The sequence below is a fragment of the Achromobacter kerstersii genome, assembly GCF_902859595.1.
GTDB classification, from domain to species: Bacteria; Pseudomonadota; Gammaproteobacteria; order Burkholderiales; family Burkholderiaceae_B; genus Achromobacter; species Achromobacter kerstersii.
Window position 1 is genome coordinate 175,821 of sequence record NZ_CADIJQ010000009.1, and the last position, 14,593, is coordinate 190,413.

The window sequence follows — 14,593 nt, forward strand, 5'->3', positions numbered from 1 at the left end:
TGGCACAGCCGGCGTGGGCCGGCGTGCCTTTCGTTCCTGTCAGGAGCCCGACGTATGACCGCAATCTCCGCTGCCCCCGAGACGGGCGCAGCGTTGCCCGCCTACACCGCGCAGGTGGACATCGTTTCCATCCAGTCCCAAGTCGTCTATGGCTATGTTGGCAACAACGCCGCCATGCCGGTATTTCGCCGCGCCGGCCTGCGGGCCATTGCCGTGCCGACGGTGCTCTTGAGCAACACGCCGCACTATCCCACGCTGCATGGCGGCGCGGTGCCGCTGGACTGGTTCGAAGGCTTGTTGAAGGGCCTGGACGAGCGTGGCGTCACCAAGGTGGCGCGCGCGGTCGTCTGCGGCTATCTGGGCCAGCCGGGGCAGGCGGACTTGCTGGCGCAATGGCTGCCGGCCTTGCGTGCGGCGCGGCCGGACGTGCGCGTGCACATTGATCCCGTCATGGGCGACCGCAACGATGGCCTGTACGTGAACGAGGGGCTGGTCGCGCAGTACCGCAGCCTGCTGGTGCCCTTGGCCGATGGCATGACGCCGAACCATTTCGAACTTGAGCTGCTGGCAGGCCGCGCCTTGTCGACGATGGAAGAGGTGGTGGTGGCCGCCCGCGAACTCATCGCGCTGGGGCCGCAATGGATTGTCGTGACCAGCGCCGCGCCGATGGCGGCGGCGCCGGGCACTTTGCAGCTGGCGGTGGTGACGCGCGACAACGTCAGCGTGGTCACGCACCCCGAGATCGCCATTCCGCCGTCGGTGCATGGCACCGGCGACGTGTTCATGGCCAGCGTCACGGCCAAGCTGCTGACCGGGCAGGACTTGCCCGAAGCCGTGCGCGAGGCCGCGGCCTTGGTCACCGCCACGCTTGTCCGCACGCGCGAGCTGGCGTGGGAAGAGCTGGCGGTGGACGACTGATCAGTACGTCTTGTACGGCAGGAACTTGCCGCTCATCACGATCTGCACGCGGTCGCCCTTGGGGTCGGCTTCGCGCGACAGGTCCATCTTGAAGTCGATGGCGCTCATGATGCCGTCGCCAAATTCTTCATTGATCAGCGCCTTGAAGGTGGTGCCGTAGACGTTGATCAGTTCGTAGAAGCGGTAGATGAGCGGGTCGGTCGGCACCGAGGTGGGCAGCGAGCCCTTGTAAGGCACCACTTGCAGCTGCACCACGGCGTCGGCGGGCAGGTCCAGCACGCGGGCGGCGGCCAGCGCCTGTTCCTCGGTAAGGGTCATCTGGCCCAGCAATGCGGCGGTGGTCCATTCCTTGCTCTGGCCCACGGCCTCGGCAATGGCGGACCAGCTGAGCTTCTTTTCCAGCTTGCGGGTAACGATCAGTTCGGTGACTTCAGCGCGGGACATCATGATGGGATTCACTCCTTGTGGGATGCCTTGTCGACCAGGAAGTCGACGAGATGGTTGCGGATTTCGTAGTAGCGGGGTTCGTGGTGCAGGCTGGCGCGCGTCCGGTCGCGCGGCAGGTCCACGCTGACGGACTCGGCAATGCGGGCGTAGGGGCCCGCGCTCATGAGAAGGATGCGGTCCGACAGCAGAATGGCTTCGTCCACGTCGTGCGTGATCATGAATACGGTCTGGCGGGTTTGCTGAACGATGCTGCGCAGCTCATCCTGAATGGTGCCGCGCGTCAGCGCGTCCAGCGCGCCAAAGGGTTCGTCCAGCAAGAGCATCTTGGGCTGGATGGCGAAGGCGCGGGCGATGCCCACGCGCTGCTTCATGCCGCCCGACAACTCGCTGGGTTTCTTGGCCGCTGCATGCGCCAGGCCCACCATGTCCAGATAGCGCATGCTGTGTTCGCGCACCTGTTCGCGGGTGTAGGCGGGCCAGCGCGAACGCACGCCGAATTCCACGTTTTGCAGCGCGGTCAGCCACGGCAACAGCGCATGCGCCTGGAACACAACGCCGCGCTCCAGCGACGGGCCAGAGATCTGGCGGCCGTCCATGATGACGACGCCTTCGCTGGTGTCGTCGATGCCGGCCAGCACATTCAGGATGGTCGTCTTGCCGCAACCCGAATGGCCGATGACGCAGACGAACTGGCCTTGCTCGATGTCGAAATCAATGTTCTCGAACACCGGCGGCTGGGGTTGGCCGTTGCGGCCCGGGTAGCGTTTGCCCAGGCCCTGGACTTGCAGAAATGCATGGCTCATGGCGTTACTCCCGATAGCTGACCAGCCGCGCCGCGCGCGCCAGCAAGGTGTCCAGCAGCATGCCGATCAGGCCAATGAAGAAGATCGCGCAGATGATGTTGGCGATGGACAGGTTGTTCCATTCATTCCAGACGAAGTAGCCGATGCCGGTGCCGCCGATGAGCATTTCGGCGGCCACGATCACCAGCCAGGCGATGCCCACCGAAATGCGCATGCCCGTCATGATGGTGGGCGCGGCGGCAGGCAGAATCACCTGCAACGCGGTGCGCAGGCGCGACACTTCCAGCGTGCGCGCTACGTTCAGCCAGTCTTGCCGCACGGCGCCCACGCCGAACGCGGTGTTCACCAGCATCGGCCACAGCGAGCAGATGAAGATCACGAAGATGGCGGACGTGTCGGCGTCTTTGATGGTGTAGAGCGCCAGCGGCATCCACGCCAGCGGTGAAATCGGTTTGAGCACCTGGATGAAGGGGTCGAAGGCGCGGTAGACGGTCTTCGACATGCCAATCAGAAAGCCCAGCGGTATCGCTACCAGTGCCGCCAGGCCAAAGCCCGTCAGCACGCGCGCCACCGAATACGCCAGCTGCACGCCGATGCCTTTGTCGTTGGGGCCGCGGTCGTAGAACGGGTCTTTGATGTGTTGCCACAGTTTCTCGCCCACCTCGGCGGGGCCGGGGAAGGGCGTCTTCGAACCGCTGGCCGCCGCATTGCCGACCAGTGCCGCATAGGCCGGGTCCACGGCCACACCGCCCGTGTCGGGGCGGGTGGCGGCGTGCCAGAGCAGCAGAAACGCGAGGAACAGCGCGACGGACAGGAACGTTGCCCGCCAATATTGCATGGACCGCATCAGGTCCTCCGGATCTTGAAGCCGGCCAGATAGGCTTCAGGCTGGGTGGGGTCGAACGGTTTGCCCATGATGCTGAAGGTCTTGTTGGTTTCAGCGGGCGGGGTCAGGCCGGCTTCGCGCATCAGGCGCACGGCGTCGGTCGCCAGGAAGACGTCGGCGGCCACCTTCTGGTAGTCGACGTCGCCCTTGATCTGGCCCCAGCGTTTCATCTGCGTCAGTATCCACACGGCAAACGATTGCCAGGGCATGGGATCGAAGTCGATGCGGTTGGGGTCGGTCAGCACTTTGCCCAGGCCGTCGGCGTAGGTGCCGGTCAGCACTTGTTCGACCACGGTGACGGGCTGGTTCAAGTAGTTGGGCGCGGCGATGGCGGTGGCGATTTCCTTGCGGTGCTTCGGGTCGCGGGCGTAGGCGGTGGCTTCGATGATGGACTTCAGCAGCGCCTGGTAGGTGTTGGGCATCGTCGTGACGAATTCCTTGCTGGCGGAAAATGCGCAGCAGGGGTGGCCGTCCCAGATGGCTTTGGACAGCGTGTGGATGAAGCCCACGCCGTCGTACACGGCGCGCTGGTTGACGGGGTCAGGCGCCAGGAAGCCGTCGATGTTGTCGGCGCGCAGGTTGGCCACCATTTCCGGGGGCGGCACGGAACGGATCTGCACGTCGGTGTCGGGGTCAAGACCGTGCTCGGCCAGGTAGTAGCGCAACAGGTAGTTGTGCATGGAGTAGTCGAACGGCACGGCGAACTTGAAGCCCTTCCAGTCCTTGGGGTCACGGCGGTCTTTGTGCTTCATGGACAGCGTGATGGCCTGGCCGTTGATGTTTTCCACGGCGGGCATCGTCCACGGCACGGCGCGGCTGGCGCCCACGCCCATCGAGATCGCCAGCGGCATGGGCGACAGCATGTGGGCGGCGTCGAATTCGCCGGACATGGCTTTGTCGCGGATCAGCGCCCAGCCGGCGGTCTTGACCACTTCCACATCCAGGCCTTGCTTGGCGTAGAAGCCCATGGGGTGCGCCATGATGATGGGCGTGGCGCAGGTGATGGGGATGAAGCCGACTTTGAGTTTCTGTTTTTCCAGCGGGCCGGTGGATTGCGCGAAGGCTTCGCGGGCGGCGGCCAGCGGGAAGATCGACGCAATGGCGGCCATGGCGGTGCTGCTGCCCACGGCGCGCAGGAAGCGGCGGCGCAGCGCGTCTTGCGGGAACAGGGCGCGCATTACGGCCTGTTCTACCGCGTTGTCCGTGGCGGATGATGTGGCCGCTTGCGCGGCGCGTTCGTGTTCGGCCTGCGAGGCATGGCGGCCGCAGCCGCAGGCAAGACGGCTGTTGGCGTCGAACGGATTGCTGAATAGGGACATGGGATGGCTCCGGCCTAGAGGGGGTTGGAGCCATCATGGGGCCGGCCGCGCGGGGGCGGTATCCCGGGTTCGACGATATGCGTGTAGGGGATCTACTACGCGGTGCGCGGTGTGCGCCGGGGTGGTGCGCGTGGGCTTAAAGCGCACCCAGCTGGTGCGTGTTGGCGTAGGCGACCAGTTCCACCAGCGTGCGCACGCCGAGCTTTTCGAAGATGCGGCTGCGGTAGGTGGAGATGGTGTTGACGGACAAGGCCAGTTGTTCGCCGATGGCGGATACGGATCGGCCGGCGACCAGCAGCTGCAAGACCTGGAATTCGCGGTTGGACAGTTGTTCGTGCGGGGGGCGGGTGGTGTCCTGGCGGACGGTGTGGGCCAGCAGTTCGGCGACGGCGGGGGTGACGTACAGTTTTCCGGCGGCGGCGTTGACAAGCGCGGACAGCAGTTCGTCGGGGTCGCAGCCTTTGTTCAGGTAGGCGTGCGCGCCGGTGCGCAGGGCGCGCACGGCGAACTGGGTTTCGGGGTAGACGGACAGCATGACGACGCCCAATGCGGGGTAGTCGGCGCGCACGGTCTTCAGGACGTCCAGGCCGTCACGTTCGCCTAGCGCGACGTCCAGCACGATGGCGTCGTAGTGGGTTTGACGCAGGGCGCGCAAGGCGGAAGGCGCGTCGGCGGCTTCGTCCACGAGCGCCACGCGTGGGTCTTCTTCCAGGATGCGGGCAAGGCCGCGGCGGATGATGAGGTGGTCGTCAACGATGAGCAGGTTCAGGGCCATGGCGAAATCTTGGGGGATCGGGGCGCGAAGTCAGCGCGGGAAGTTCAGCGCGGGAAATCTAGGGCGGGAAATTCAGGGCGGGAAATCTAGGGCGGGAAATTCGGGGCGATAACTTCAGGTGGGGTTGAGGCGCAGGCGGGCGCGCATGCCGGCGCCGGGGGCGCTGTCCAAGGCAAGGTCGCCACCGATGCCGCGAGCGCGTTCGCGCATGCCGAGGATGCCGAAGGTGTGGCGGGTTTCGGGCAGTTGCATGCCGATGCCGTCGTCTTCGACGGTGATGAGCAGGCCGTCTTCGGTCCACACGGCGCTGACGCTGACGCTGCGGGCGCAGGCGTGGCGTTGGACGTTGGTGAGCAGTTCCTGGACGATGCGGTAGACGGCGATTTCGGCGTTGCGGTCCAGGCGCCGGCGTTCGGTGTCAGGCGGGCACAGGTAGCGGCATTGCAGGCCGGTGCGGGTTTGCAGGTCTTGCAGCAGGGTTTCCAGGGCGGCCCAGAGGCCCAGGTGATCCAGGACGACGGGGCGCAGGTCGCTGAGGATGCGGCGGGTGGCGCCCATGGCGGTCTGGGTGACGTCCAGCATGCGGTCGACGTGGGTTTGCAGTTGGGGCGTGGCGCCCAGCTGGCGGCGCAGCCAGTTCAGGTCCAGCTGCAGGGCGGTGAACGAGGCGCCAAGATCGTCATGGATGTTGCGGGCGATGTGGGCGCGTTCTTCTTCGCGCAGGGTGGACAGGTGGGAAGACAGGCGGCGCAGCGAGTCGTGGGCGCTTGTGAGTTCGGCGGTGCGTTCGCCGACTCGGCGTTCAAGCTGGGCTTGGGTGCTGTGCAGTTCGCGTTCGATGCGTTTGCGGTCGGTGATGTCTGAAAACGTGACGACGGCGCCGACGACTTCCTGTTCGTTGCGGATGGGGTAGGAGGCGTATTGGGCGTCGAAGCAGGAGCCGTCGCGGCGCCAGAGCACTTCGTCGTCAACGCGCACGCCACGGCCTTCGCGGAAGGCTTGGAAGATGCGGCAGTCGTGGACGGGCATCAGGTCGCGGTTGGCGTGGGAGTGATGGATGAGGTAGTGCATGTTGCGGCCGACGACTTCATCGGGGGAGTAGCCGAGCAGGGTGGCGCCGGCGCCGTTGATGAAGATGCAGCGGCCGCGCAGGTCGATGCCGTAGATGCCTTCGCCGGCGGACTCCAGAAGCATTTCCAACTGCCGGCGCCAGGCGGCGTGGTGGGAGAGATGGTTTAAGTCGGCGAACATGATTACGTGTTTTCCCCGGGGCGCGCTTGGTCTTTGTTTTTTGGGAAGTTTACGGGAAGGGTGTTGGCCGTGGTTGAAAGGGCATGTGCCTTACTTGAAGTGGCGTTGGTTGTCGTGCTTGTTTTGGAGAGCTTTAGTTCACGGCGAAACCCCGCGCGGGTAATACGTCGGGCGGATTGCTTGGGACGCCCGGGGTGGCGGCGGGCTGGGGGGCGCGGGTCAACGATTGCGGTCCGGAGCCTTCGCTCCGGACTGCCCCGTCGTCATCTTCGTTGCGGCCTACGGCCGCTGCCTTCAGATTCCCTCGGGCGCATCGACTCCCCGCGCCCCCCAGCCCGCCGCCACCCCGGGCTGCGCCGGTTGAAATTTGGACGTCAGCGGGGGCGGGCGGATTGCTTGGCCTGCTTCTGGGGGCTGTATTTGGCTTGGAAGATCTTGCAGGGCCGCCCGTCGCCTGCCGCCCGGGCGGCGGGCGGTGGGCATGTGGGCTTGTGCATTCGTGGGATGGGGGAAGCGTCGCTTTGCGTCACGCGCGATCCGTTGCAGATCGCGCGTGCGCCATCGCACGGCGTCGTGCTACGGCACCAATGACAGGCCTACGCGGAACTGCGATTCGTTGCGTTGGTTGTATCCCAACAAGGTCTCGCCGTACCCGTTGAAATACTGCAAATGCAGATACCCGTTCATGTTCAAGAACGTGCGCTGCAAGGGCCAGGCGAAGTCCAACTGCGTTGTGCGGCGCTTCTGGTCGCCTTGGCGGTACATCGCGGACACCACGGCGCCGTTGTCTTGCGCCCAGCGCAACTGCCAATCGACGCGGCCGGCGTAGTCGGCGTAGTCGCGGTTTTCGTCGGCCACGGCGAAGTAGGCTTTGACCTTGGGGGCGAAGGTCAGCGTGCTGCCGCTGTCGAAGCGGTAGTGGAAGCGCGGTTCGATGTAGCCGTCGTTGACGGAGCGGGAGTCTTCGCCGTCCTTGCCGTTGGAGTTGTGCTCAACGCCCGTGTTCATGCCGAAGCGCCAGTTCTGGTTGGCCGACTGCCAGATGTTGTCCGATAGCCAGAACGCGCTGGGGTTGAAGGTGGTGTCGATGAAGGGCATGGAGTCGCCCTGCAAGTCCCACAGCGAGGTCTGGGTGTAGGCCAGGTAGAAGTTCTCGCCCCAGGTTGCCGGGCGGTCGCCGCTGGGGCTGAATAGGCGGTACTTGGCGCTGATCTGGAAGCGGGCGGTGGTTTGGCCGCGCGTGCCGATGTCGAAGTAGACGGGTTTGTATTCCGAGATCGAGCTGCGGAAATGATCGAACGCCGTTTGCGGTTGTACGGTGGGCGTGACGGCGGCGGCGGGGGCGGGGCCGCCTTCGGGCGATGCGCCGACGGCGGTGACGGCGGCCACGGGGACGGGCTGGCCGCTGCGGGCGTCAACGACGGGGCCTTGGGCGGGCGTGCTGGCGACGGTGCCGCTTTCGCGGCCGGTGGCGTCCAGCGCCATCATCGAGGGCTGGCCTTCGATGGAGACGGCTTGCAGGCCGCGTGCGGTGCTGGGGACGACGGCGGTCCAGGCCATGCGCGCGAAGTTGTTGACGGGCACGCTGTAGCTGGCGCGGTCGCCGGCCAGCTTGGCCAGGCTGCGCACGATCTGGCCGTCTTGGCTGCGCCATTGCAGCACCAGTTCTGGTGGCGCTTCCCAATTGGCGCGCGCGCTGCCTTCGTTGAAGTACACGGCTTCGATGGTGACGGTTTCGCCGGGGGCGGCGGACGGGCGGTCCATCCGGTACGACACGCCTGCGGTGGCGGCGCTGGCGGCGCTGAGGGCGACGGCGGCGGTCAGGGTGTGCAGGGCGAAGTGGGGGTGTGCAAGACGGCGTAGGGACATGGGCGCGGTGTGTTGTTCTTGTGACGAGGCAATGTAGCATCGCGCGCGGCAACTGTTTGTAAGGCAGGCTTATCGGATGTAGGGCTTGTAATAAACAGGTGTTACTCAGGATGTCGGCGTGGCATTGCTTGCGCGGCATACGACAAGGCCCCGCGCATTGATGACAATGCGCGGGGCCTTGTGTTTGGTGGCGAAGCCGCAGCGCGGCCCAAGTGGCGAGTGCGCGCCGGGTAAGCGTTTAAGCGCTAAGCGTCTACTCGTTCGGCTTATTCGCCGAACTTGATGCCTTGCGCCAGGGGCAGGTTGCGCGAGTAGTTGATGGTGTTGGTCGCGCGGCGCATGTAGTTGCGCCAGGCGTCGGAACCCGATTCGCGGCCGCCGCCGGTTTCTTTTTCGCCACCGAAGGCGCCGCCGATTTCAGCGCCGGATGTGCCGATGTTGACGTTGGCGATGCCGCAGTCCGAACCGGATGCCGACAGGAAGGTTTCGGCTTCGCGCAGGTCGTTGGTGAAGATGGCTGACGACAGGCCTTGCGGCACGCCGTTTTGCAGGGCCAGTGCGTCGCTGAATTCCTTGTAGCGCATCACGTACAGGATGGGCGCGAAGGTTTCGTGGCAGACCACGTCGGTCTGGCCGGGCATTTCGGCGATGGCCGGACGCACGTACCAGGCGTTGGGGTATTCATCGGCCAGCACGCGTTCGCCGCCGGTGACTTTGCCGCCTTGTTCGCGCGCGGCTTTCAGGGCTTCTTGCATGGCGTCGAACGAGCCGCGGTCGATCAGCGGACCAACCAGGTTGCCGCTGTCCAGCGGGTTGCCGATGGGGGCGCTGGCGTAGGCTTTGTGCAGGCGTTGGACCAGGGCGTCGGCCACGCTTTCGTGCACGATCAGGCGGCGCGTGGTGGTGCAGCGCTGGCCGGCCGTGCCGATGGCGCCGAAGACGATGCCGCGTGCGGCCATGTCCAGGTCGGCGGTGGGGCCGACGATGATGGCGTTGTTGCCGCCCAGTTCGAGCAGCACGCGGCCAAAGCGCTGTGCGACGCGCGGGCCCACCTGGCGGCCCATGCGGGTGGAGCCGGTGGCGGACACGAGCGCGACGGTGTGCGAGTCGACCAGCGCTTCGCCCACTTCACGGCCGCCGATCAGCACTTCGGACAGGCCGGCGGGCGCGTCGCCAAAGCGTTGCACGGCTTGGGCGAACAGAGCTTGGCAGGCAAGCGCCGTCAGCGGTGTTTTTTCAGACGGCTTCCAGACGACGGCGTTGCCGCAGACGATGGCCAGCGCGGCGTTCCACGACCACACGGCCACGGGGAAGTTGAAGGCGCTGATGATGCCGATCACGCCCAGCGGATGCCAGGTTTCCATCATGCGGTGGCCGGGGCGTTCAGACGCGATGGTCAGGCCGTACAACTGGCGCGACAGGCCGACGGCGAAGTCGCAGATGTCGATCATTTCCTGCACTTCGCCTTCGCCTTCGGCCACGATCTTGCCGGCTTCCAGGCTGACGAGACGGCCCAGCGCGGTTTTGTTTTCGCGCAGCGTTTCGCCCAGCAGGCGGATCAGTTCCCCCCGGCGCGGGGCCGGCACGTCGCGCCAAGCCAGGCTTGCCTGACGGGCGCGGGTGATGGCCGAATGGGCCTGCGCCACCGTGTGTTCGTGCACCTGGGCCAGTTCAGCGCCGTCGATCGGGCTGCGTGCGGTCAGCGTGCCGCCGGTAAGCGCGTCGGCGTTCAGGCCGAGCGCGCGCAGGATGTCTTGGGGGGTGTCCATGCCGGTTCCTTGGATTGCCAGCGAAGCCCATGTTTTGAAACTCATGTCTTCGCTTAAGGGTTATGCCTAAGTGGCGATTCTGGAAAAAAATTTACTATACGAAACTCTGGCGTGAATTGCGAAACTTTTTTTTAGAGCCGGCCCAACGTGATGGGGTGCCTACGTGGCAGACGCTTTACTTGATGTTCAAGCAGTCACCAAGACCTTCCAACGCGACGGCCAGCCGCCGCATCTGGCGTTGGACGCCGTCGATTGCCAGCTGAATCGGGGCGAAGTGATGGTGGTTGTCGGGCCGTCCGGCTCCGGCAAGAGCACCTTGCTGCGCACCTTGAACGGGCTGGAAAGCATCGATAGCGGCACGATCCGCGTGGATGGCGTGTCGCTCACTGACCCCGCCACCGACGTCAACCGCTGGCGCACCGAAGTGGGCATGGTGTTCCAGCACTTCAACCTGTTCCAACACCGTACTGCGCTGGACAACGTTGCGCTACCCCAGCGCGTGGTGCGCGGCCGCAGCCGTGCGGATGCCGAACGTTATGCCCGCGAGCTTTTGGGCCGCGTGGGCATGGGCGATTACGGCGAGCGCTATCCCAGCCAGTTATCCGGCGGCCAGCAGCAGCGCGTGGCGATTGCCCGCGCGCTGGCCATGGACCCCAAGCTGATGCTGTTTGACGAGGCGACCTCTGCGCTTGACCCCGAAACGGTTGGCGGCATTCTGGAGCTGATGCGTCAGCTGGCCCGCGATGGCATGACGATGGCGGTGGTGACCCACGAAATGGGATTCGCCCGCGACGTCGGCGACCGCGCGCTGTTCATGGACGCCGGCCGCATCGTCGAAATCGGCACGCCCGACGAGGTGTTCTGTCATCCGAAAGAGGCGCGCACGCGCGCCTTTCTGGAAAAGATTTTGTAGTCCAAGCAGGCCGGTCCGGCTAATCCGGGCGCTGCCGGCCCTGCGGCAACACGATTCGCTTCGCCCGGAACGACAAGGCTTCATCCACCTCTAGGGGATATTGAAATGCTGAAAATCAAACAATGGCTGGGCGTGGCCAGCGTCGCATTCGCGGCCGCCACGGTTGCGCAGCCGGCGCAAGCCGACGAGCTGGGCGACATCATCAAGCGCGGTGAATTGCGGGTGGCGGTGCAGACTTCTGGCCCGCTGATGAGCTTCATGGACAAGTCCGGCAACCGCACGGGCCTGGCCGTGGAAGTGGCCAAGCGCATGGCCGACGACCTGGGCGTGAAGCTCGTTTTGCAGGACTACGAGTGGAAGGGCCTGTTGCCGGCGCTGCTGTCCGGCAAGGCTGACATGGTGGCTGCCGACATGACGCCCACCCCGCAGCGCGCGGCGCAGGTGCTGTTCTCGGCGCCGATGTTCTATGCCGAAACCGTCGCCGTCGTGCCCAAGGATTCCCCGTACAAGTCGTACGAGGAACTCGACAAGGCCGGCGTCAATGTCGGCGTGCTGGGCGCCAGCACCTATGCCGAAGTGGGCAAGAAGATGCTGCCCAAGGCCACGATGAAAGAGTTCTCGGGCGGCAGCGCCCCGGTCGGGCAGGCCTTGTCCAGCGGCCGTCTGGACGCCGGCATCATGTCCATGTCCACCGCGAACCAGTTCCTGGTGGACTTTGGCAACCTGCGGGTGCTGGATGGCGTGATGGTGCGCGAGCCGCTGGCGTTCGCCGTCGGCCCCAATGCGTTCCGCCTGAAGTTCTGGCTGGACAACTGGCAGACGCTGAAGACCGCCGACAACACGCTGCCCGAGCAGGTCAAGTACTGGTACTCCACGGATTGGAAGAAAGACCACTGATCCATCGATTGCGATCACGCAACACCACACGGAGACCTGAGCGCCCATGGACTGGCTGATCGATTACTACAACTGGCGCATCGTCAGCCAGTACACGGGCCAATTCGCCACCGGCCTGGCCAACACGCTGATCGCGGCGGGCGCAAGCCTGGTGCTGTCGGTGTTGGCCGGCGTGCCGCTGGCCTTGCTGCACATGTCGCGCCGCCCCGCCATCTGGCGCCCGGTGGCGGCCTACGTGCAGTTCATTCGTTCCACCCCCTTGCTGGTGCAGATCTATCTGGTCTATTACGCGGTGCCGATGCTGATTCCGGGCGCCGGGCGCTGGAGCGAAATGATCCTGGGCATCATGGCCATGACGCTGCACCACGCCGCCTACATGAGCGAGATCATTCGCGTGGGCATCGAGTCTGTGCCGCGCGGCCAGATCGAAGGCGCCAAGGCCTGCGGCATGAACTATCAACAGCGGTTGCGCTACGTCGTGCTGCCGCAAGCCTTCGTCAATACGCTGCCGCCGCTGCTGGGGCAGACCGCCGTTCTCATCAAAGACACGTCGCTGCTGTCGCTGATCACCGTGTTTGAGCTGGTCGCCGCAGGCGTGCAGATGAACAGCGACCGCATCGTGCCCAGCGAGAGCTTCCTGACGATTGCCGCCGGCTATCTGCTGATCTACGGCTGCATGCTGTTGTTGTCACGAGGCGTCAGCCTGTGGTTGGCCGGCCCGGCCTGGAACGCGAGGTAAACATGCTGGATTCCTATCTTTCCACTGCCGGCGTCGTGCTGCCCTTTCTGCTGAAGGGCTTCTGGGAAACGCTGAAGATTTCGTTCGTGGCCATCATCGCGGGCTCGTTGCTGGGCTTCGTGATTGGCGTGATCCGCAGCTATCACATTCGTGTCATCCACCAGCTGCTCGGCCTATACATCCACATCCTGCGCGGCACGCCGTTCCTGGTGCAGCTCTACATCTTCTACTTCGTGCTGCCCAGCACCGGCATCGAACTGCTGCATTGGGATTCCGGCACCGCGGCGTTTGTGTCGCTATCCGTCTATACGTCGTGCTATGTGGCCGAAATCGTCATGGGCGCCATTCAGTCTGTGCCGCGCGGCCAGACCGAAGGGGCCATGACGCTTGGCCTGCGGCCCTTGCAGATTCTGCGTCTGGTGGTCTTGCCGCAAGCCATGCGCCTGATCGTGCAGCCCATGAGCGGCGTCTACGTCATGCTGATCAAAAGCACCGCCATCTTGTCGGTGGTCGGCATTACCGAACTGACGCGCCAGGGCGAGGTGTTCATCATTACCTTCCCGGCGAAATCGCTGTTCATCTACGGCATGATCGCCGCCATCTATTTCATCTACTGCTACCCGCTGCTGCGCCTGGCCAACTGGCTGGAAAAGCGCTTGACGGGCGGCTTGCAGGGCGCAAGCCTGCACTGACACGGACCGCATCGGCATGGCCTCCGAGTACATCGACACCTATTACAAACGCACGCTGTCCGACACCGAGACCACTTATCCGGCGTTGGCGGGCGTGTCCAGCACCGATGTCTGCGTGGTGGGCGCGGGGCTGGCGGGCTTGTCCACCGCGCTGGAACTGGCGCGCCGCGGCCGCAACGTCACCGTGCTGGAAGCGCAGCGCGTGGCCTGGGGCGCGTCGGGCCGCAACGGCGGCTCGGTCTCGCCGGCGTTCTCGGCCGGCGCCGACGCCATCAGAAAGCATGTGGACGAAGACCACTACCGCCAGCTGTACCGGCTGTCGATGGAAGGCGTGGAGATCATCCGCGACAACATCCGCACGCTCGCCATCGCCGACGCACACAAGGTCGACGGCCGGCTGCGCGTGGTGCGCTACGAAGCCACGGATGCGCTGAACCAGTGGTGCGACGCCCAGCGCCGCGACTTCGGCCGTGACGTGCGCTTTCTGACGCGCAACCAGGTGCGCGAACGCCTGGTGTCCGACGTCTACCACCAAGGCGTGGAAGACCCGAGCTCGTTTCACTTTCATCCGCTGAACTACGCCCGCGCGCTGGCCCGCGAATGTGTCCGGCTGGGCGTGCGCATCCATGAAGATTCCCCGGTCACCGGCGCCACCTTGGAAGGCGCCATCAAACATTTGAAGACGGCGCAGGGCCAGATCGACGCGCGTACTGTGGTGCTGGCTACCGGCGGCTACACGGGCGACGTCGTGCCGGCGCTGCGCCGCGCGATGCTGCCGATCGCCACCTACATCATGCTGACCGAACCGCTGGGCGACCGCGTGCATGAAGCCATCCGTAGCACCGCCGCGATTGGCGACGACCGCCGCGCCGGCAACTACTATCGCGTGCTGGATGGCGGCCGCATCGGCTGGGGCAGTAGAATCACCACCCGTGTCGATGACCCGCCCGATCTGGCCGAGTCCCTGCGCCGCGAATTGCTGTCCGTCTACCCCCAATTGCAGGGGCTGCGCGTCGAGACCGCATGGTCGGGGCGCATGGCCTACGCCCGGCACCTGATGCCGCAGATCGGCCGGCTGGCGCCGGACGTCTGGTATTGCACGGCGTTTGGCGGGCACGGCATGAACACCACCTCAATCGGCGGACGCGTCGTGGCCGAAGGGATCAGCGGCGACACGCAGCGCTACAAGCTGTTCGAACCGTTCGGGCTGGCGTGGAACGGCGGCGGGCTGGGGACAGCGGCGGTTCAACTGACTTATTGGTCTTACCAGGCGCGCGACTGGTGGCGGGAGCGCTCATCGCGGGCATGACAAGGT

Annotated in this window: 14 protein-coding genes; 6 read left to right on the forward strand and 8 right to left on the reverse strand. The window is 65.3% G+C overall.

Annotation, left to right across the window (positions count from 1 at the left end; translation table 11 throughout):
- Positions 1–54 precede the first annotated feature (54 nt).
- Positions 55–918 (forward strand): pyridoxine/pyridoxal/pyridoxamine kinase, encoded by an 864-nt coding sequence (gene pdxK / locus HV765_RS23645; protein ID WP_175171167.1) that lies wholly within the window; start codon positions 55–57, stop codon positions 916–918.
- Here pdxK and cynS read toward each other — a convergent pair whose 3' ends face one another.
- The 8 genes from cynS to amaB form a co-directional block, all read right to left on the reverse strand.
- Complete coding sequence (cynS, locus tag HV765_RS23650; protein WP_054427874.1) at positions 919–1,362, reverse strand: cyanase; 444 nt, start codon at positions 1,360–1,362, stop codon at positions 919–921. It abuts the gene before it with no gap.
- 11 nt (positions 1,363–1,373) lie between these two features.
- Positions 1,374–2,168 carry an ABC transporter ATP-binding protein gene (locus HV765_RS23655; protein ID WP_054427848.1) on the reverse strand — a complete coding sequence of 265 codons (795 nt, stop codon included), beginning with the start codon at positions 2,166–2,168 and terminating at the stop codon, positions 1,374–1,376.
- Between the two features lie 4 nt (positions 2,169–2,172).
- Positions 2,173–3,015, reverse strand: coding sequence for a nitrate ABC transporter permease (gene ntrB / locus HV765_RS23660; RefSeq protein ID WP_054427847.1), 843 nt, complete (start codon positions 3,013–3,015; stop codon positions 2,173–2,175).
- On the reverse strand, positions 3,015–4,373 hold the full coding sequence (locus HV765_RS23665) for a CmpA/NrtA family ABC transporter substrate-binding protein (protein ID WP_175171168.1): 1,359 nt from the start codon (positions 4,371–4,373) through the stop codon (positions 3,015–3,017). The genes ntrB and HV765_RS23665 overlap by 1 nt, the downstream gene beginning before the upstream one ends.
- A gap of 136 nt (positions 4,374–4,509) precedes the next feature.
- Positions 4,510–5,148: a response regulator gene (locus HV765_RS23670; protein ID WP_175171169.1), complete on the reverse strand. Its 639-nt coding sequence runs from the start codon at positions 5,146–5,148 to the stop codon at positions 4,510–4,512.
- A 114-nt stretch (positions 5,149–5,262) separates the two neighbouring features.
- Positions 5,263–6,399: a sensor histidine kinase gene (locus HV765_RS23675; RefSeq protein ID WP_175171170.1), complete on the reverse strand. Its 1,137-nt coding sequence runs from the start codon at positions 6,397–6,399 to the stop codon at positions 5,263–5,265.
- A 576-nt stretch (positions 6,400–6,975) separates the two neighbouring features.
- A complete protein-coding gene (locus tag HV765_RS23680) occupies positions 6,976–8,268 on the reverse strand; it encodes a phospholipase A (RefSeq protein ID WP_175171171.1) in 1,293 nt (430 codons plus the stop codon).
- Positions 8,269–8,534: 266 nt separating this feature from the next.
- Positions 8,535–10,037: an L-piperidine-6-carboxylate dehydrogenase gene (gene amaB / locus HV765_RS23685; protein WP_175171172.1), complete on the reverse strand. Its 1,503-nt coding sequence runs from the start codon at positions 10,035–10,037 to the stop codon at positions 8,535–8,537.
- Between the two features lie 163 nt (positions 10,038–10,200).
- Between amaB and HV765_RS23690 the strand changes: the two genes are divergently transcribed.
- The 5 genes from HV765_RS23690 (at position 10,201) to HV765_RS23710 (ending at position 14,587) form a co-directional block, all read left to right on the forward strand.
- On the forward strand, positions 10,201–10,950 hold the full coding sequence (locus tag HV765_RS23690; RefSeq protein ID WP_054427841.1) for an amino acid ABC transporter ATP-binding protein: 750 nt from the start codon (positions 10,201–10,203) through the stop codon (positions 10,948–10,950).
- A gap of 105 nt (positions 10,951–11,055) precedes the next feature.
- Complete coding sequence (locus tag HV765_RS23695) at positions 11,056–11,847, forward strand: ABC transporter substrate-binding protein (protein WP_054427840.1); 792 nt, start codon at positions 11,056–11,058, stop codon at positions 11,845–11,847.
- 46 nt (positions 11,848–11,893) lie between these two features.
- The gene (locus HV765_RS23700; RefSeq protein ID WP_054427839.1) at positions 11,894–12,586 is read left to right on the forward strand and encodes an amino acid ABC transporter permease; all 693 of its coding nucleotides are present in this window, start codon (positions 11,894–11,896) and stop codon (positions 12,584–12,586) included.
- A gap of 2 nt (positions 12,587–12,588) precedes the next feature.
- A complete protein-coding gene (locus HV765_RS23705; protein ID WP_175171173.1) occupies positions 12,589–13,278 on the forward strand; it encodes an amino acid ABC transporter permease in 690 nt (229 codons plus the stop codon).
- A gap of 16 nt (positions 13,279–13,294) precedes the next feature.
- On the forward strand, positions 13,295–14,587 hold the full coding sequence (locus HV765_RS23710; protein ID WP_175171174.1) for an NAD(P)/FAD-dependent oxidoreductase: 1,293 nt from the start codon (positions 13,295–13,297) through the stop codon (positions 14,585–14,587).
- Positions 14,588–14,593: the final 6 nt, after the last annotated feature.

Bases quoted from the DNA above. Each gene is read 5' to 3' on its own strand.
- pdxK (WP_175171167.1), top strand. From the start codon at position 55: ATGACCGCAATCTCCGCTGCCCCCGAGACGGGCGCAGCGTTGCCCGCC.
- cynS (WP_054427874.1), bottom strand. From the start codon at position 1,362: ATGTCCCGCGCTGAAGTCACCGAACTGATCGTTACCCGCAAGCTGGAA.
- HV765_RS23655 (WP_054427848.1), bottom strand. From the start codon at position 2,168: ATGAGCCATGCATTTCTGCAAGTCCAGGGCCTGGGCAAACGCTACCCG.
- ntrB (WP_054427847.1), bottom strand. From the start codon at position 3,015: ATGCGGTCCATGCAATATTGGCGGGCAACGTTCCTGTCCGTCGCGCTG.
- HV765_RS23665 (WP_175171168.1), bottom strand. From the start codon at position 4,373: ATGTCCCTATTCAGCAATCCGTTCGACGCCAACAGCCGTCTTGCCTGC.
- HV765_RS23670 (WP_175171169.1), bottom strand. From the start codon at position 5,148: ATGGCCCTGAACCTGCTCATCGTTGACGACCACCTCATCATCCGCCGC.
- HV765_RS23675 (WP_175171170.1), bottom strand. From the start codon at position 6,399: ATGTTCGCCGACTTAAACCATCTCTCCCACCACGCCGCCTGGCGCCGG.
- HV765_RS23680 (WP_175171171.1), bottom strand. From the start codon at position 8,268: ATGTCCCTACGCCGTCTTGCACACCCCCACTTCGCCCTGCACACCCTG.
- amaB (WP_175171172.1), bottom strand. From the start codon at position 10,037: ATGGACACCCCCCAAGACATCCTGCGCGCGCTCGGCCTGAACGCCGAC.
- HV765_RS23695 (WP_054427840.1), top strand. From the start codon at position 11,056: ATGCTGAAAATCAAACAATGGCTGGGCGTGGCCAGCGTCGCATTCGCG.
- HV765_RS23700 (WP_054427839.1), top strand. From the start codon at position 11,894: ATGGACTGGCTGATCGATTACTACAACTGGCGCATCGTCAGCCAGTAC.
- HV765_RS23705 (WP_175171173.1), top strand. From the start codon at position 12,589: ATGCTGGATTCCTATCTTTCCACTGCCGGCGTCGTGCTGCCCTTTCTG.
- HV765_RS23710 (WP_175171174.1), top strand. From the start codon at position 13,295: ATGGCCTCCGAGTACATCGACACCTATTACAAACGCACGCTGTCCGAC.